Source organism: Marinobacter sp. V34, assembly GCF_055524115.1.
On the sequence record NZ_JBUPZY010000005.1, the window covers coordinates 230,032 to 246,456 of the forward strand.

At 58.3% G+C, this 16,425-nt stretch carries 15 protein-coding genes; 10 read left to right on the top strand and 5 right to left on the bottom strand.

What is annotated here, in order from left to right; all coding sequences use genetic code 11:
• Positions 1–33: 33 nt before the first annotated feature.
• Positions 34–1,593 (bottom strand): inorganic phosphate transporter, encoded by a 1,560-nt coding sequence (locus AC0B60_RS10770; RefSeq protein WP_465085799.1) that lies wholly within the window; start codon positions 1,591–1,593, stop codon positions 34–36.
• Positions 1,594–1,821: 228 nt separating this feature from the next.
• Between AC0B60_RS10770 and AC0B60_RS10775 the strand changes: the two genes are divergently transcribed.
• The 3 genes from AC0B60_RS10775 to AC0B60_RS10785 all read left to right on the top strand — a co-directional run bounded on the left by AC0B60_RS10775 (position 1,822) and on the right by AC0B60_RS10785 (position 6,128).
• On the top strand, positions 1,822–2,928 hold the full coding sequence (locus tag AC0B60_RS10775) for a GGDEF domain-containing protein (RefSeq protein WP_465085800.1): 1,107 nt from the start codon (positions 1,822–1,824) through the stop codon (positions 2,926–2,928).
• 86 nt (positions 2,929–3,014) lie between these two features.
• Complete coding sequence (locus AC0B60_RS10780; RefSeq protein WP_465085801.1) at positions 3,015–3,461, top strand: flavodoxin; 447 nt, start codon at positions 3,015–3,017, stop codon at positions 3,459–3,461.
• A gap of 102 nt (positions 3,462–3,563) precedes the next feature.
• Positions 3,564–6,128: an EAL domain-containing protein gene (locus AC0B60_RS10785; RefSeq protein WP_465085802.1), complete on the top strand. Its 2,565-nt coding sequence runs from the start codon at positions 3,564–3,566 to the stop codon at positions 6,126–6,128.
• On the opposite strand, the gene tesB is transcribed toward AC0B60_RS10785, so the two are convergent.
• The 3 genes from tesB to AC0B60_RS10800 form a co-directional block, all read right to left on the bottom strand.
• Positions 6,129–6,986, bottom strand: coding sequence for an acyl-CoA thioesterase II (gene tesB / locus AC0B60_RS10790; RefSeq protein ID WP_465085803.1), 858 nt, complete (start codon positions 6,984–6,986; stop codon positions 6,129–6,131).
• A gap of 80 nt (positions 6,987–7,066) precedes the next feature.
• Entirely contained in the window at positions 7,067–8,221 is a 1,155-nt protein-coding gene (locus AC0B60_RS10795) for an NAD(P)/FAD-dependent oxidoreductase (protein WP_465085804.1), read from the bottom strand.
• Between the two features lie 36 nt (positions 8,222–8,257).
• Positions 8,258–8,425: a rubredoxin gene (locus AC0B60_RS10800; RefSeq protein WP_007154989.1), complete on the bottom strand. Its 168-nt coding sequence runs from the start codon at positions 8,423–8,425 to the stop codon at positions 8,258–8,260.
• Between the two features lie 265 nt (positions 8,426–8,690).
• On the opposite strand from AC0B60_RS10800, the gene AC0B60_RS10805 reads away from it, so the two are divergent.
• The 5 genes from AC0B60_RS10805 to phoR all read left to right on the top strand — a co-directional run bounded on the left by AC0B60_RS10805 (position 8,691) and on the right by phoR (position 12,944).
• Positions 8,691–9,248, top strand: coding sequence for a hypoxanthine-guanine phosphoribosyltransferase (locus AC0B60_RS10805; RefSeq protein WP_465085805.1), 558 nt, complete (start codon positions 8,691–8,693; stop codon positions 9,246–9,248).
• Complete coding sequence (locus tag AC0B60_RS10810; RefSeq protein WP_465085806.1) at positions 9,229–9,804, top strand: chorismate--pyruvate lyase family protein; 576 nt, start codon at positions 9,229–9,231, stop codon at positions 9,802–9,804. The genes AC0B60_RS10805 and AC0B60_RS10810 overlap by 20 nt, the downstream gene beginning before the upstream one ends.
• An 84-nt stretch (positions 9,805–9,888) precedes the next feature.
• A complete protein-coding gene (gene ubiA / locus AC0B60_RS10815) occupies positions 9,889–10,776 on the top strand; it encodes a 4-hydroxybenzoate octaprenyltransferase (protein ID WP_465085807.1) in 888 nt (295 codons plus the stop codon).
• 101 nt (positions 10,777–10,877) lie between these two features.
• A complete protein-coding gene (phoB, locus tag AC0B60_RS10820) occupies positions 10,878–11,570 on the top strand; it encodes a phosphate regulon transcriptional regulator PhoB (protein WP_465085808.1) in 693 nt (230 codons plus the stop codon).
• A 57-nt stretch (positions 11,571–11,627) separates the two neighbouring features.
• The gene (phoR, locus tag AC0B60_RS10825) at positions 11,628–12,944 is read left to right on the top strand and encodes a phosphate regulon sensor histidine kinase PhoR (RefSeq protein ID WP_465085809.1); all 1,317 of its coding nucleotides are present in this window, start codon (positions 11,628–11,630) and stop codon (positions 12,942–12,944) included.
• 18 nt (positions 12,945–12,962) lie between these two features.
• Here phoR and AC0B60_RS10830 read toward each other — a convergent pair whose 3' ends face one another.
• Positions 12,963–13,820, bottom strand: a complete 858-nt coding sequence (locus AC0B60_RS10830; RefSeq protein WP_465085810.1) for a response regulator — start codon at positions 13,818–13,820, stop codon at positions 12,963–12,965.
• A gap of 330 nt (positions 13,821–14,150) precedes the next feature.
• Here AC0B60_RS10830 and AC0B60_RS10835 point away from each other — a divergent pair, with 330 nt between their 5' ends.
• Entirely contained in the window at positions 14,151–15,305 is a 1,155-nt protein-coding gene (locus tag AC0B60_RS10835; protein WP_465085811.1) for a lytic murein transglycosylase, read from the top strand.
• Positions 15,306–15,393: 88 nt separating this feature from the next.
• A complete protein-coding gene (locus AC0B60_RS10840; protein WP_465085812.1) occupies positions 15,394–16,425 on the top strand; it encodes a metal-dependent hydrolase in 1,032 nt (343 codons plus the stop codon).

Here is a 16,425-nt window from a genome sequence, read left to right on the forward strand (position 1 = left end):
AAACAGGCACCTGACAACCAGCGCGACAATCCCTTACAGCATCAGCCCGCGCAGGGTGAAGAACAGGATGGCCGCCATGCAGGCCGACGCGGGCACCGTGATAATCCAGGCCGCAATGATGCGAGTCAGGTGCGAACGCTTGACCATCTCCTCTCGATAGATCTTTTTAAGGCGCTTGCGCTCCTTCTTGGAGAGCGGCACCTGTTTCTTTTTCTTGGCCTGTTGGAGCAGGTGTTCCATCTGCTCCACCGAGGCACTACGAAAATCCTCCAGGAACGGACGCAGACGCTCGCGCTCCGCTTCCTCATGGCTATCCATGATGCTGTGGAGCTGGGTGGCGTAGTTCGACTTCAGATATTCCCGCAGGAAGCCAACACCAAACACGCCACCAATCGCAATGTGGGTGGAACTGACCGGGAGCCCCAATTGGGAGGCGATAATGACGGTAAGCGCCGCCGACAGGGCGATACAGAACGCGCGGGTTTTATCCAGCTCTGTGATCTCAGTCCCCACGGTCTTAATCAGGCGTGGGCCGAACAACATAAGACCAACGGCCAGGCCAAGGGCACCAACCAGCATCACCCACAAAGGAATGGACGCTGCGGTGACCACCGCGCCAGCCGAAAGCGCATCGTTAATGGCCGCCAGCGGGCCGATGGCGTTGGCGACATCGTTCGCCCCATGGGCAAAACTCAGCAATGCAGCGGCAAATATAAGTGGCCAGGTAAACAGGGTATTTACACCAGCGGAGCTGTTTTCCATGGTGGCGGCCCGACGACCGACCAACACCCTCATCAGGATGAAAATGACCGCGGCGAGTCCCAGGCCAACCAGTGACGCTCCCAGGAAATCAACCTCTACGACCTTCTTGACCCCCTTCACCATCAGATAGGTGCCGAAGGCCCATGCCATGATCGCCACCAACCAGGGCACGAAGATTCTTGCCGCCGGCACCACGTTCTTGCGATACAACACGGTTCTCTTGATGGCATACAGGAACAACGCCGCCAGCACGCCACCCATCACCGGGGAAATCACCCAGCTGGCGACAATCTTAGCCATAACCGCCCAGTCCGCAATGCCCCAGCCGCCAGCGGCAATTCCTGCCCCAAGCACGCCCCCGACAATGGAATGGGTAGTGGACACCGGAGCCCCCATCCAGGTGGCCAGGTTCAACCACAGCGCACCAGCAAGAAGCGCTGCTGTCATCAGCCACACGAAGGCGCTGACATCGTCGAGCCTCTCTGCGGCAATAATGCCCCCTTTGATGGTAGACACCACGTCGCCACCGGCGATGATCGCACCTCCGGCCTCAGATATGGCGGCAATCAGGACTGCCCCCCCCAGAGACAGCGCCCCTGACCCCACGGCAGGGCCTACGTTGTTGGCGACGTCATTCGCGCCGATATTGATAGCCATATAGCCGCCAATGACCGCGGCTGCCATCAGCAGCATATTGTTGGGCATGCCTTCGCTGATCTGCCCCACTGCCAAGAAAATGCAGAACAGGAAAAGAAAGCTGAAGCCAACACGATAACGTTCGGTCAATGGGCTAGTCAGGAGAGTATCGAGGAATCCGTTTTTGCCGGCCATAATACGTCAGGTCTCGCAACAGAGAGGATACGGAAGTTGCAGTTTCTCAGTACTTACGGCGGCAACTATAAATTTTTTACCATGAAATTGAAACAAATCGGTCATAATGGTGAATGCTTGATCAAAGTCGCTTTAAAGATCTTCCGCTTCGACTAATCTAAGTCTCTATCCCCGCTCACGCAGCCTGAGCGCAGCATCAACAACAAATCGACAACAACAAACAATGTCATGACCAGACTCCTCGATACCAGTCAACAACGAGCCGACGAAGGCGAGGAGGAGCGCGTATCCCGTCTGCTGACCGGCCTGTCAGCCATGGCTATCCTTTTCCTGCTCGGCATCGGTGCCAAGGCATGGTTTGCAACTCACACCCACCATGCGTTCTCACTGTGGTTCTTTGCCGGACTGTCGGCGATGAACATGCTGGCGTTTGCCCGTTCAGGCAATCGCCGCCGCCAGAAGGTGGGCATGATCTCCATCGTCGGCCTGCTGTTCGGATACCTGATTATAACAGGTGGCGAGAGCAATACCGGCCCGCTCTGGTTTTACGTGTTTCCACCCTTATTGTTCTACCTGACGGACCTGAAAACCGGTACTGCGGTGTTGTTGTTCTGCTGCCTGCTGGCGGTTGTGGTTTTCCAGTTTCCCGAACTACCACTGGTGACCGCCGAATACAGCACCGACTTCGAGATCCGCTTCTTCGCTACGTTGACCTTTGAGTCCATCCTCTGTTTCGTTCTGGAATCCAGTCGCCTGAAGGCACGTAGTGAGTTGATGGAACTGGCTCGCACCCACCAACTCGCGGCCCGCACTGACGACCTGACAAGGCTGTCCAACCGCAGGGATATACAGCATCGGCTGAACGAAGAGTATTCAAGGTACCAGCGTTCCGGCCACCACTTCTCCATCGTTCTGATCGACCTGGACCTCTTCAAGCGTATCAACGACGACTACGGACACGACGCCGGAGACCACGTACTGCGGGCCTTCTCGGAATTGATGCAAACCGTTATCCGCCAAACGGATGTGGCCGCACGCTGGGGCGGAGAGGAGTTTCTGATCCTGTTGCCTGACACCTCACTGCTACAGGCTCTCACGCTCGCAGAACGGCTCCGCTCCGAAGTAGCCTGTGCTGATTTCTCATTCAGCGGCAAGCGCATGCCGGTCACCATCAGCGCGGGCATCTGCTCCATCGCCAAGACCGGCTCAGTGGATGAATTGCTGAAACAGGCTGACGTCCATCTATACAACGCCAAGGAAGGCGGGCGCAATCGCGTTGCTCCCAGAGTACGAACCTCCTCCATGGAAACCAGCCCCTCCGGATCCGGATCTTGAGCGTTACCACATCACCGGCTATGATCGGGCCCCAAGGCAGACAGCCATCACGGGATGACTGTCATTACAAACCAACAGGACCATTCATGGCTTCAATCCGGATTCTGGTCGGCAGCGTTTATGGCGGCGCCCTGCTGACGGCACGTACCCTGAAGAAAACCCTGGAACCGGAAGGGCACCGGATAACGGTCCTTGAGGAGCCCGACCTGGAGGACATCACCGGGAACGACGAGCCTCTGCTGATTTGTACGTCAACCACCGGCCAGGGAGAGCTGCCCCCCAATCTGCTGCCGTTCTACCTGCGACTGCGCGAGCAACTGCCCCAGCAACCGGCGCGTCCGTTTGGGGTCATTGTGCTTGGAGACAGCTCCTACGGTGACACCTTTTGTGGCGCCGGTGAGCTGATGGAAGAGGCTTTATACGAAACTTCAGCCCGGAAAGTGGGGGACACCTTAAGGATCGATGCCCTGGAAACCACCGAGCCGGAGATGGAAGCCGTTCCCTGGGTACGGGAATGGCTTGAACAACTGTAACACCTGACACAAGTGACGTTCGAAAACCGGCGATATCGGCCTTGAGCCCCCCGGCAGATAACGCCATACTGAGCCAGACAATCACAACAAGATCGGTACTACGTGCGCCATATTGCTCAGTTTTTCGCCCTGGCGGGCGCATTGATCATGATGGCTTTCGGAACCCAGGCAAATGCGGCTTCGCCCGGCTTTGCAGAACCGGATATGGACTACATCCGGGTGGCACCTTCGGAACAGATGGATCTCAGGGAAGCTCTTGCTTCCGACCGGTGGCAATCACTGGAAGGCGAAAGCCCCAACTTCGGCTACATTCGTGACACCGTGTGGCTCCGCGTTCCTGTATCCACCATACCCAGTGACCGCAAGCTGCTGGAGATACGCTATCCGCAGCTCGACGATATCACCTTCTACCTGATGGAGAACGGTGTCGTCAGGCAACGCGTATCAACTGGCGATCACCTGCCCTTTGCCCAGCGCCAGATTCGGCACCGCAACTTTCTGTTCTCCTTCGAAACCGATCCGCAAAGCGATTACCAAGTGTTATTGCGTATTCGAACTCAGGGCGCCATGCAGATCCCCGTCAGGCTATGGGACCCTCGAACCTACTTCGAAGCCACGTCCATCGAAGACCAGATGCACGCGATCTATTACGGCATCCTGATCATGGTGATCTTTTTCAACCTGTTCATTTTCCTGGCCCTGCGGGAGCGCATGTACCTGCTGTACGTGCTGTCCACCCTTAGCTATCTGATGTTTATTGGCAGCCTGAATGGCAGCACCTACCAATTGCTCTGGCCAGAATCGCCCTGGTTGCACAACCAGGCCATGGTGTTGGCCGTGCCAATAGCATTGATATTCACCCTGTTATTCTCCCGCGCCTTCCTCAACCTGCGCGTCACCAGCCCGCGTATGGACAAGCTTGTGCGGTATATGGTGGTGGTGAACGTCGCGGTGGCGGTGATGACGTTCATTACCGACTACAACATTGCCAGCAGGCTCACGGTTGCCCTGGCGATCCCCAGCTGTCTGCTATTGACCGTCATGGGGCCCGTGCAATGGATTCGGGGCAACCCCCAGGCCGGCTACTACACTATTGCCTGGGGCTTGCTCACCCTGGGCAGCGCCATCACCGCAGCCAATAAATACGGTTTTGTGCCCAACAGTTTCGTGACGGCCTACGGCATCGAAATCGGCTCCGCGCTCGAAGCCGTCCTGTTGACCATTGCCCTGGCCGCCCGGCTATACCAGGAGCGTGAAGACAAGGTTCGTGCCCGCGAGGCAGAGATTACCGCCATGGCGGCACGGCGCTCGGCAGAGGTGCGACTGATCGAGCAGGCTCTTCACAATCCGTTAACGGGGCTGCCCAATCGCACCTGCCTGGAAATGACCATCAACGAACTGATCAACCGAGAGCCGGACAAACGCCTCTCCATCGCGGTGATCCACCTAAACAACCTTCCAGCCATCACCAAAACCCTGGGACATCGCAATACCGACCGGCTGCTCGAGCTTGCCGCCCGGCGCTTCAACAGCATCGTCAGCGAACTCCCCGGTATCTGTGCGGTGGAGACCAACGATCGGAAGAGTTTCTGCCTGGCGTCACTGGAATCAGCCACCTTCGGATTTATTGTGGAAGCGGATGTTATCTCGAAAACACCCCGCGCCATTGTTCGCGCACTTGAGGAAATTCGTGAACCGCTGGACTACCTGGGCATGCAGTTACCGCTGGATCCCCACACTGGCTCGGCGATCTATCCGGATCACGCCACCGACAGCAACACCCTGATCCGACGCGCCTTTATTGCGCAGGGTTCGGACGACGCCCGAGACCGTGGGCTGGCCTATTATCAGCCTTCACGGGACTCCTACAGCGCAGACCGCCTCACCCTGGTGTCCGAACTGCGACACGCCCTTCAGCACGGTGAACTTGCCCTGTACCTGCAGCCAAAGCTGTCACTGATAACCAGAGAGGTGATCGGCCTTGAAGCACTGATTCGCTGGCCCGACCGGAAAAAGCCAATACCCGCCGACGAGCTGATTGCCCTGGCCGAGCAAACCGGACTGATCAAGCCATTGACACGCTGGGTACTGGAGCAGTCACTGGCGCTGAGAGGGCAATTGCTGGAGAACGGCTACCCGCTCAACATCTCGGTGAACATCTCCCCCAACAATCTTCGGGAACCGGACTTCCCGCTATACGTCCAGCGCCTGATGAGCAGTCATCACACTCATCGCGGGGCCATTATCCTGGAAGTCACCGAGACATCCATGATGCAGGATCCGGTCAACTCACTGCGCGCCCTCAATTCCCTGCACACCACAGGTATCCCGCTGTCCATTGATGACTTCGGTTCCGGCTACTCTTCGCTATCGTATATCAAGCGATTGCCCGCCAGCGAGATCAAGATCGACCGCTCACTGATTACTGACCTGGCGTCCCAGGCTGGTGACCGCGTCATCGTCCAGACCACCATCGATATGTGCCACAGCCTGGGCTATACCGTTGTGGCCGAGGGCGTGGAGAGCGAAGATACCATGGAACTGCTGGAAAAGATGGGCTGCGATATGATCCAGGGCTATATCCTGACGCCACCACTGCCGTTCGACGACATCGTTGTCTGGCTGGGCGACTACAAACATCACGATAGAAGCCGCAAGCTCGGCTAACTATCCCCGTTGACGGATGAGGGCTTCCTGAGTGGTTGATGCCACCAGCCGGCCCTGACGATCAAAGAAATTGCCGCGATTGAATCCGCGTCCGCCAGAAGCGCTAGGGCTGTCCTTATCGTAGAGCAGCCACTCGTCCATACGGAACTCACGATGAAACCAGATGGAATGATCCAGGCTCGCGATCTGCATCTTCTTGTTCATAAATGATACGCCATGGGGGTTCAGGGACGTCCCCAGGAAAGAAAAGTCTGACGCGTATGTCAGCAGGCAACAGTGCAGCACCGGGTCCTCCGGCAGGTGGCCCTGGGTACGGAACCAGCTTTGCTTATAGGGAGGACGCGGTTCCGGCTTCAATGGATTGACCGGGTCCACGGGCCGGATTTCGATGGGTCGATCCCGGGTCAGGGTTTCACGGAGATGTTCGGGCACATGAGGTGCCAGCAGTTCGCCATACTCCTGCTCGGACTTAAGGCTTTCCGGATCCGGTGCCGAGGGCATGTCGAGCTGATGTTCAAAGCCTTCCTCAGCCACCTGAAACGACATGGAGCCGGTCAGGATCTCCTTGCCGCCCTGCCGTGCGATCACGCGTCGGACGGAAAAACTGCCACCGTCCCGAACCCGCTGGACCTCGTAGTCGATTGGCATGCTGTGATTACCGGGGCGCAGGAAATAGGCATGCAGCGAGTGTGGCAGGCGTCCTTCCACCGTGCGACTGGCAGCCATCAGGGCCTGCCCCAGAACCTGGCCGCCAAACACGTTGGGAAAGCCGAGATCTTCACTGTCCCCCTGGAAATGATCATCACCAATGGGGGAGAGATCCAGCAGATCCACCAGTTTTCTGGTTACTTCAAGCATGCCAGCTCCTGTCAATATCGTTAGCTCACGAATTAATTTTTACCGCAAGCCGGGGCTTTTCGCAATCCTGATGTCGCCCATCAGCCATGAATCGGCGGCACTTCCTTTGACAGGGTCTGCTTTTCCACCGCATAACTCCCGGTCACCGCAAAGCCCAGAACCTCGCCAGATTCACTCCTGAACAGGGCACGGACATCCTGGCCGTCCGCATCCACCTCCCAGTTGCCCGACGCATTCGCCGGTGGCGGACACACCGCCGTTGGACAACAGGGGGTCTTGACCATGACGGGCATGGTGCCGTACTTCACTTCGGTGCGCTCACTCACCAGTGTCTTTGCCAACGCGCGCGCACACGCCATCAGCGGCAACACATACAGCAACACGTGGCCATCAACTTCGGCGCAATCCCCCAGTGCGTAGACGTCCGGCATTGATGTCTCCAGGGCGCGGTTGACCACAATGCCACGCTGGATCTCCAGACCCGCCGCAGCGGCCAGTTCCGTGCGTGGACGCAGTCCGACCGCGGAAATAACCAGGTCAGAGTCCAGCTCCTCGCCATTGGCCAGGGTCAGACGAATGCCATCCCCGTCCTTGGCAATATGCTCCACGACCGTTTCCAGATGAAAACGGACACCTAATCCCTCCAGTCCACCACGCACAGCTTCCGCAGCGGCCGGTGGCAGAAGTCCAGGCATCAGGGCGTCAGAAGGAGCAATCACATCCACTTCAACATCGCCATTGCGAAGGTCGTTGGCAAACTCGCAACCGATCAGGCCCGCGCCCATGATGGCCACCCGCTTCTTGCCCTTCAGAGCCTTGCGAAAGGCACGGTAGTCCATCAGGTCGTTGATGGAAAAGACACCCTCATGGCCGTCACCGGCAATGGACAGGCGAATCACATCAGCGCCCCAGGCCAACACCAGTTTGCCGTACCGTAGCCGTTCGTCCCCCAGCACAAGTTCGTGGGCATCCGGATCAATGCCGGTCACGGTGGTGTAAGTACGCAGCTGCAGGTTTAACTGTTCCACCATTCCATCCGACGACGACTGCGCCAGTTCATCGGCCTCTTTACCCTTGGTAAAGCCGGTGGAAAGCATAGGCTTGGAGTAACTGTAGCCATCGTCCGCCGTTACCATGACGATCGGTGTTTCCTTGTCCTGCTTACGGATTTCCTTCGCCAGTGAATAGCCTGACAATCCGGTACCTACAATCACAATAGGGGCGTCTGCGTTCATTACTGCTCTCCAAACCTGTTCAGCGGTACCGGCGCATCAGCCGATCTCAATCATCTCGAAGTCTTCCTTACCCACGCCACAGTCCGGGCACTCCCAATCTTCTGGTACGTCTTCCCAGGCGGTTCCAGGCTCGATGCCGTCTTCCGGCCAGCCTTCCGCCTCATCGTAAATAAACCCACAGACAACGCACTGCCACTTCTTCATACCATTCCTCCGAAACTCATTAGGGCGCAATAATAATTGTCAGACAATTATGCGCGCAAGTCTTTCATGCACCGAGCTGGCGCCTATTCAAACCGAGAAACCATCATACCCACCGCTGCCGTATTGACCAATGCCGTCGCCGACGGCTATCCAACGGGTTTTCTGCCAATCGCCAGAATTTCCACCAGACGAACCGGGAATCGCCCCTCCCTTCAGCGTGCCTCCTCCGGTATAATCGGCCGTTTTACGATAGGACCCCAGCGCTATGACCGACACCGTCGCCGAACTGAATCAGGTAATGGCCGAGGCCGACTGCCTGGTGAGCGAACAGCAGGTACAGGCTGCCATCCAGTCCCTCGCAGACGAGATCACCGGGCGCCTCAAAGACACCAACCCCCTGTTGTTCTGCGTGATGAATGGCGGCCTTATCCTCACCGGCCACCTGCTGCCAAGGCTGACGTTTCCCGTGCAAGCGGAATACCTTCACGCCACCCGCTACCGCCAGGAAACCACCGGCGGCATCCTGGAATGGAAACTGCAGCCGGAAGCCAATATGAATGGCCGCACGGTACTGATCGTTGATGACATCCTCGACGAGGGCACGACGCTCTGCGCCATTGCAGATTACTGCCTCGCCCATGGCGCCAGCGAAGTCCTGACGGCCGTATTGGTCGACAAACAACATGATCGCAAGGCAAAGCCAAACCTGAAGGCAGACTTTACCGGGCTGGACGTTGAGGACCGTTTCCTGTTTGGCTACGGCATGGACTACAAAGGTTATTGGCGCAACGCCCCGGGAATTTATGCCGTCAAGGGACTTTGACCGAGGCGCACCCAGCGTGCTTGAAGGTGACAATACCACCTCCACCCCCGCTACGGACTGGTACCGCTCGTTTTCAGCAGCCGCGTTGAAAAATCCAGCCATCCATGGGCAGCTCAGCCACTGGTTGACGCTGGAAGGCTCGCTAACCCGGGCGCTTCAACTCCGATGCCGCGAGCGCTTTCACGTGGATATTCTCCATGAGGGCTTTGCCCGTCCTACCCTGGAGGAAGCCCATACCCTGGGTATTCCAGTGCGCCAGAACGCATGGATCCGCGAGGTCTGCCTGAACGGCGACAACACCCCCTGGGTGCTTGCCCGTACGATTATTCCGCTGGCAACCCTCTCAGGGCGCGGGCGCCGCCTGCGCAACCTTGGACGCCGCCCCCTCGGCGCCTATCTGTTCAGCAATCCGCAGTGGCAACGGGGGCCATTCGAGACCGGCCTTTGCCACCGCGTTAACTCTCATCAGCCAGTGGCAGCTCGCCGCTCCCGTTTTTTCAGCGGTCATCATGCTCTATTGGTAGGGGAATACTTCCTGCCCACGCTCTGCCCCTGACGCTGCAACTCTTTTAACCGTACCTCACCGCTGGCTATAATCCCCGCTCAGCCTCAGGAACATCATCCCGGACGGACCAAAACTATGCTGCCCAATGCCGTGCCAGATCACATCCAGGCCCGCCTTGCAGACTACGCCCGCCTGCTGCGCGTCGATCGCCCCATCGGCAGCCTCCTCCTGCTATGGCCGACCTACTGGGCACTGTGGCTGGCCGCTGACGGTTTCCCGGGCATTGGCAACTTTATCGTCTTTACCCTTGGCGTATTCATGATGCGGGCCGCCGGTTGCGCCATTAACGATTTTGCCGACCGCAAGGTGGATCGCCACGTTAAACGCACCAAAGACCGTCCACTGACCTCCGGGCGCATCAAGGCCTGGGAAGCCGTAGCCCTGTTCGCTGGCCTCTGCCTGACAGCCTTTCTGATGGTGGTGTTGTTCACCAACACGCTGACACTCTATCTGTCCTTCGGGGGCGCAATACTGGCGTTCATCTACCCGTTCATGAAGCGTTACACCCACCTGCCGCAACTGTTTCTTGGAGCCGCCTTCTCCTGGGCCATTCCCATGGCCTGGGCGGCCGAGGCCGGCGAGATCACGAAACTGGCCTGGTTGCTGTTTACCGCCAACGTGCTCTGGACCGTTGCCTACGACACCCTCTACGCCATGGTGGATCGTGACGACGATATCCGGATTGGCATCAAATCCACGGCCATCCTGTTCGGAGACGCCGATCGGGCGGTTATAGCAATCCTGCAGGCCCTGGTGGTGCTGATCCTCATTCTGGTGGGCCAGCAGGCCGAACTCGGCGCTTTCTATTATCTCGGGCTCGTCGCCATGGCGTGCCTGTTTGTCTTCCAGCAGCATCTGGCCCGCTTTCGCGAGCGCGACGGGTGCTTCAAAGCCTTTCTCAATAACAACTGGGCGGGCTTTGCCGTGTTCACCGGTTTGTTGATTGACCGGATCATCAGTTAGTCGAACAAATCCGGTCGCAGCCTGCTACTGTCATATACTTGTAACACTACCCGGTTGTAATGAGGCAGCAACAATACTCGGTATGACACAGGTTAATGCTCATGACTGGAAAAACTGTCCTGATCGTCGATGACGAGGCACCCATCCGCGAAATGATCGCCGTGGCCCTCGAAATGGCCGACTACGACTACCTTGAGGCAGCGGATGCCCGCGAAGCGCATGCCCTGATCGTTGATAAACAGCCCGATCTGATACTCCTTGACTGGATGCTGCCAGGCACCAGCGGCGTGGAACTGGCCAGGCGCCTCAAGAAAGAAGAGGCAACGGCTGAAATTCCCATCATCATGCTGACGGCCAAGGTTGAGGAAGACAATAAGATTCAGGGCCTGGAAGTGGGCGCCGATGACTACATCACCAAGCCCTTCTCGCCGAGGGAGCTGGTGGCCAGGCTAAAAGCGGTATTGCGCCGCACCACACCGCCCGGCGTGGAAACCCCCATCGAAGTGGACGGCCTGACACTGGACCCGATCGGCCACCGGGTAAGCACGGAAATCGGTGCGCTGAACATCGGCCCTACGGAATACCGGTTACTGCAGTTCTTCATGACACATCAGGAACGGGTTTATACTCGCTCCCAACTGCTTGACCAGGTGTGGGGTGGAAACGTCTACGTTGAAGAGCGAACGGTCGACGTTCACATACGTCGTTTGCGCAAAGCCCTAGGCGACCAATATGATCACCTGATCCAGACGGTGCGTGGCACCGGCTACCGGTTCTCTACCAGGGCGGCATAACCACAACGGTGCCCTTTACCCCGAAAGGGGCCCGGAACCGATTCAGGGGCAGTAGTCATGCAACACAACTGGTCAAAGTACCTGCGATGGATTATCGCACTCCTGATTGCCTGTACGGCGGTCGGGCTTTTCTTTGGCAAGCCGCTCTACGGGCTAACTGCGGGGCTGCTGGCTTACCTGTGGTGGACCCTGGTCCAGGCCAAGCGTCTGTACCAGTGGCTGGGCAATCCGGGTGGCAGCGACGAGGCCCCACAGAGCGTTGGCCTCTGGGGCGACATCTTCGACAGTCTGCACAAACTCCACCAGAACCACCTGCGCACCCAGGACAAACTTCGTGCCCGGATCAACCGGGTTCAGGAGTCCACGAATGCCATGCGGGATGGTGTGATCATGACCGACTCGCGGGGCGCCATGGAGTGGTGGAACGGATCAGCGGAGCATCTACTGGGCTTTCGCCGCAGTTCGGACCACGGGCAAATTATTCACAACCTGATCCGCAACCCGGCGTTCAAGGCCTACTTCGACTCCCGCGACTACCGGGAACCGCTGGAACTGAATTCACCCGCAAAACCACATATTCACCTGCAAATCCAGATCAGCCTGTTTGGTGACGACGACCGGCTGATTGTGGCCAAGGATGTTACCCGCCTATATCAGCTTGAACAGATGCGGCGGGACTTCGTTGGCAACGTCTCCCATGAAATGAGAACGCCCCTGACGGTGATCAGCGGCTACCTGGAAACCCTGGTGGACAACGCCGACGACCTGCCCCCTAAGTGGCGGCGCGCCATCAATACCATGGCGCAGCAGTCCTCGCGTATGGAAGCACTGATTACCGATCTGATATTGCTGTCCAGAATTGAAACCGGCGAGCAAACCATCAACGATGCGGTTGCGGACTTACAGACAATGATCCAGCAGATTTGCCACGACGCGAGGGCCCTCAGCGGTGACCAGGGCCATGAGTTCAACGTCAGCATTGGCGATCGCCACCTGCTGGGGGGCGACGAAAGCCAACTGCGCAGCGCTTTCTCCAACCTGATTTTCAACGCAGTAAAGTACACGCCCGCCGGAGGACAGATTACCGTGACGTGGAAAACGGACCGCGACGGCGGGCATCTGTCGGTAAAGGATACCGGTATTGGCATCGACCCGATCCATATCCCACGGCTGACCGAGCGTTTCTATCGCGCCGATCCCAGCCGACATAAGGAAACCGGTGGCACCGGTCTGGGGCTGGCCATCGTCAAGCACGTGTTGCTCAATCACGACGGCAAACTGGAAATCCAAAGCCGGATTGGCGACGGCAGCGAATTCATCTGTCACTTTCCCCGGGAACGGTTGGCGGAAAGGCTTCCTGAAACCGCGTCCTGATCGGGATGGCTTTCGCGGCTAACCGCCGCTGCGGAAACGGGCGATAAAGCGGGACAGGTCTTCCAGCTTTTTCGGGTCTTCGTCCACGAATCGGATGGTCACGCCCACGAAATCCGTGTCCTGGCGTTTGTCCACCGCCTGCAATTGGTGAACATAACCATTGAGTCTCGCCACCTGCCCTTCGGCCACTTCGATATCCACCACCGCCTGATCAAGAATGCCCGGAAACTGCTGATCACGTTTGGCAATCACCCGCACTTCCGTCAGGGTGATGTCCTTGATGACAGAGCGGAGAGTGCTATCGGAAAAGCGCACCGACGCCACACTCATTGGCGGCCTGCCCGTCGACCCCGAGGCGGAGGGCGTGGACGACTTGCCGGCACGGACTGGCGCCGGAGAAGCGGCTTCCCGCTTCTGGGTCAACAGGCTGGCGGACTCGCGAAACGCCTCCGCTGGCCCGCCCATGGATTTCCCGCCGCGGTCCATGGCGTCCTTCAGGCGACGCCCCATAACCTTGATGATCTTATTGCTCAGGCCCTCGGGGCTGAAGGGCTTACCCAGGTACTCAGAGACACCCCCCTTCACGGCTTCAACCACATGATCCTTGTCACCACGACTGGTGATCATGATAAAGGGCGTTTTTTCATACTGTGGCTGTTGGCGCATCCACTGCAACAGCTCCAGACCCGACATCTCCGGCATTTCCCAGTCACAGAGGATGAGATCAAACGTTGTGCGCGACATCAGTGATTGCGCCCGGCGGCCGTTCTGGGCATCCGTGGTGTCAATCACTGGAAAACGCTGACGCACCGTTCGCTTGACCAGATCCCTCACAAAGCTGGCGTCATCCACCACCAGCGCCTTCAGCGTTGCCATGATTCGGACCTTTTGTCTTTCAGAAAGTTGTCGTATCGTCCTGCAAACTATAGAACAAGCCGATGGCGGGGAATAGCAGGACTACAAAAAGACGACACATCCTGGACGGTATGGAACCCCAGGTTAAAGAATTGTCACCGGAATCCGGCAACAACGGTGTTTCAGTGCCGCAAAAACAGGCTACCATGAGCCAGGAACATCCACCCCAGACTGAGGTTTAGCGTGCCGAGCATATTCACAGGGACATCAAAAGGCCAACGGACAATTCGACACCTGTCACTCACCGGATTACTCATCCTGACTAGTGCGCCCGCGGCCGCTGACGCCGACTTGGCCAACCGTTTCCCCCAATGCATCGAACGCATGGAAAGCCAGGCCATTGAGGCTGGTGTGTCGTCCCAAACGGCGAGTGAGGTGCTTGCCGGCGCTGAATACCTGGAGCGCGTGATAGAGCTCGACCGCCGCCAGCCCGAATTCACCACCACCTTCGCGGACTACCTCAACCGCCGGGTCAACGCCGACCGGGTAAGCCGTGGGCGGGAACTACTGGGCCAACATGAGGAACTGCTTGAACGCGTCACCCGGAAAACGGGCGTTCCCGCCCCCTACCTTGTGGCGTTCTGGGGCCTGGAAACCAATTTCGGTTCCTATTTCGGCAAGATGTCGGTGCCCAGCTCCCTTGCCACCCTGGCCTGTGACGAACGGCGCAGCCAATTCTTTACTGAACAATTGATTGCAGCCCTGAGAATCATTGACGAGGGGGCGATACCCGCCGAGCAGATGGAGGGCTCCTGGGCAGGTGCCATGGGACACGTGCAGTTTATGCCAACGGTTTTCCTGCGCCACGCGGTGGATGGCGACGGCGATGGCAAACGCGACCTGTGGAACAGCTTGCCGGACGCCATGATGTCGGCCGGCCACTTTCTGCAGGATCTGGGTTGGGACGGCGACTACCGTTGGGGGCGGGAAGTACTTCTGCCTGCGGAATTTGACTACAGCCTGGCGGACGGCCGCAGGCTACCCCTGGAAAAATGGCGCACCCTGGGCGTAACCGACGCCTTCGGCAATAAACTGGCGAACGAGCCCATCGAAGCCGCGCTGGTGGTCCCGGCCGGGCACAGGGGGCCTGCGTTCCTGGCCTACAAGAATTTTAATGTGATCATGGGCTGGAACCGCTCTGAATTCTACGCCATCGCGGTTGGACATCTGGCGGACCGCATCGCCGGCGCCGGCAAGCTGCAGAACCCGCCACCGGAGGATATGCCGGCGTTGTCACGGAACAATATCCTTACCCTGCAAAAAGCGTTGAACGAGCAGGGATTTGATACCGGGAAACCGGACGGTATCCTTGGCCCCAATACACGCTCTGCCATTCGCGGCTACCAGTCAAAAAATGGCCTCGTTGCCGACGGCTACCCCGGCGAAACGGTTCTCAATGCCTTGGGGGTAGACCTGACTTCTGAGACTTCCGGGAGTGATACCTGACAGCCATCTGCCGACCATCTGGGGCGTGATCCGACAACCGATTCCGCGCATAATACCTGCCGGACTTTAATGACAAGGTGTTATCCCGATGGATTCGATTACCCAGGCGGCACTGGGCGCCTCGCTGGCCGGTGCCGTTGCCGGAAAAACCCTTGGCCGTTCAGCCCTGCTGGTCGGTGCCGTTCTCGGCACCCTTCCCGACCTGGACGTCGTCATTGATTACGGCACGGCGGTCGCCAACTTCACCCAGCACCGCGGATTCAGCCACTCGCTGTTTGTCCTGCTGCCGCTGTCCGTATTGCTGGCCTTTGCGCTCCATCGGTGGCGCCCCCATCTCGGCTATGGGCGCTGGCTTGCGCTCACCTCGCTTGTGCTCATGACGCACCCCCTGCTCGATGCCTTTACCACCTACGGAACCCAGTTGTTCTGGCCTATCGGCCCACCGGTGGCCATCAGCAGCATTTTCATTATCGACCCGCTTTATACGCTGCCGTTACTGATCGGCGTAATGGCGTTCCTGATCCGCGGGCCACAAACCAGCGCCATCATGGCCGGCCTGCTCCTTTCAACGCTTTACCTGGGATGGAGTGCAACGGCGCAACAGATCATCCAGGAACGTGTTGGCCCCACACTGGCCCAGGAAGGCCTGGAAGATGCCCCACGGCTGGTTCAGCCGATGCCTTTCAATACCGTACTGTGGCGAGTGACCGTTGTGGGTGAGGAAAAAAGGGTAGAAATCGTGACCGGATTCCTTGATGGCGACGGCCCGGTTACCGTGGAACACTTCCCCCGTGAACCCAGCCTGGCAAAGGCCGCCACGTCATTGCCAGAAGGCCAGCGACTGGAGTGGTTTACGCGTGGCTTCCTGCACTACGACATGGACGGTGACCAGCTCACGGCCACCGACATCCGTCTGGGTATCCCCGGGGCGCACCCCTTCACCTTCATACTCGCCAGGTACAATGGCGACCGTCTTGAGCCAGAGCCCAGTTCACAGCTGGAACGTCCGGCGATTGGCGGGGAGCTCCTCGGCGTGCTCTGGTCGCGAATGACAGGCGCTGCCGAGGTATTGTGCCTTGCCAGCCTGACACTGCCGCCGCCGGGAGAAGGGTGTACCTGA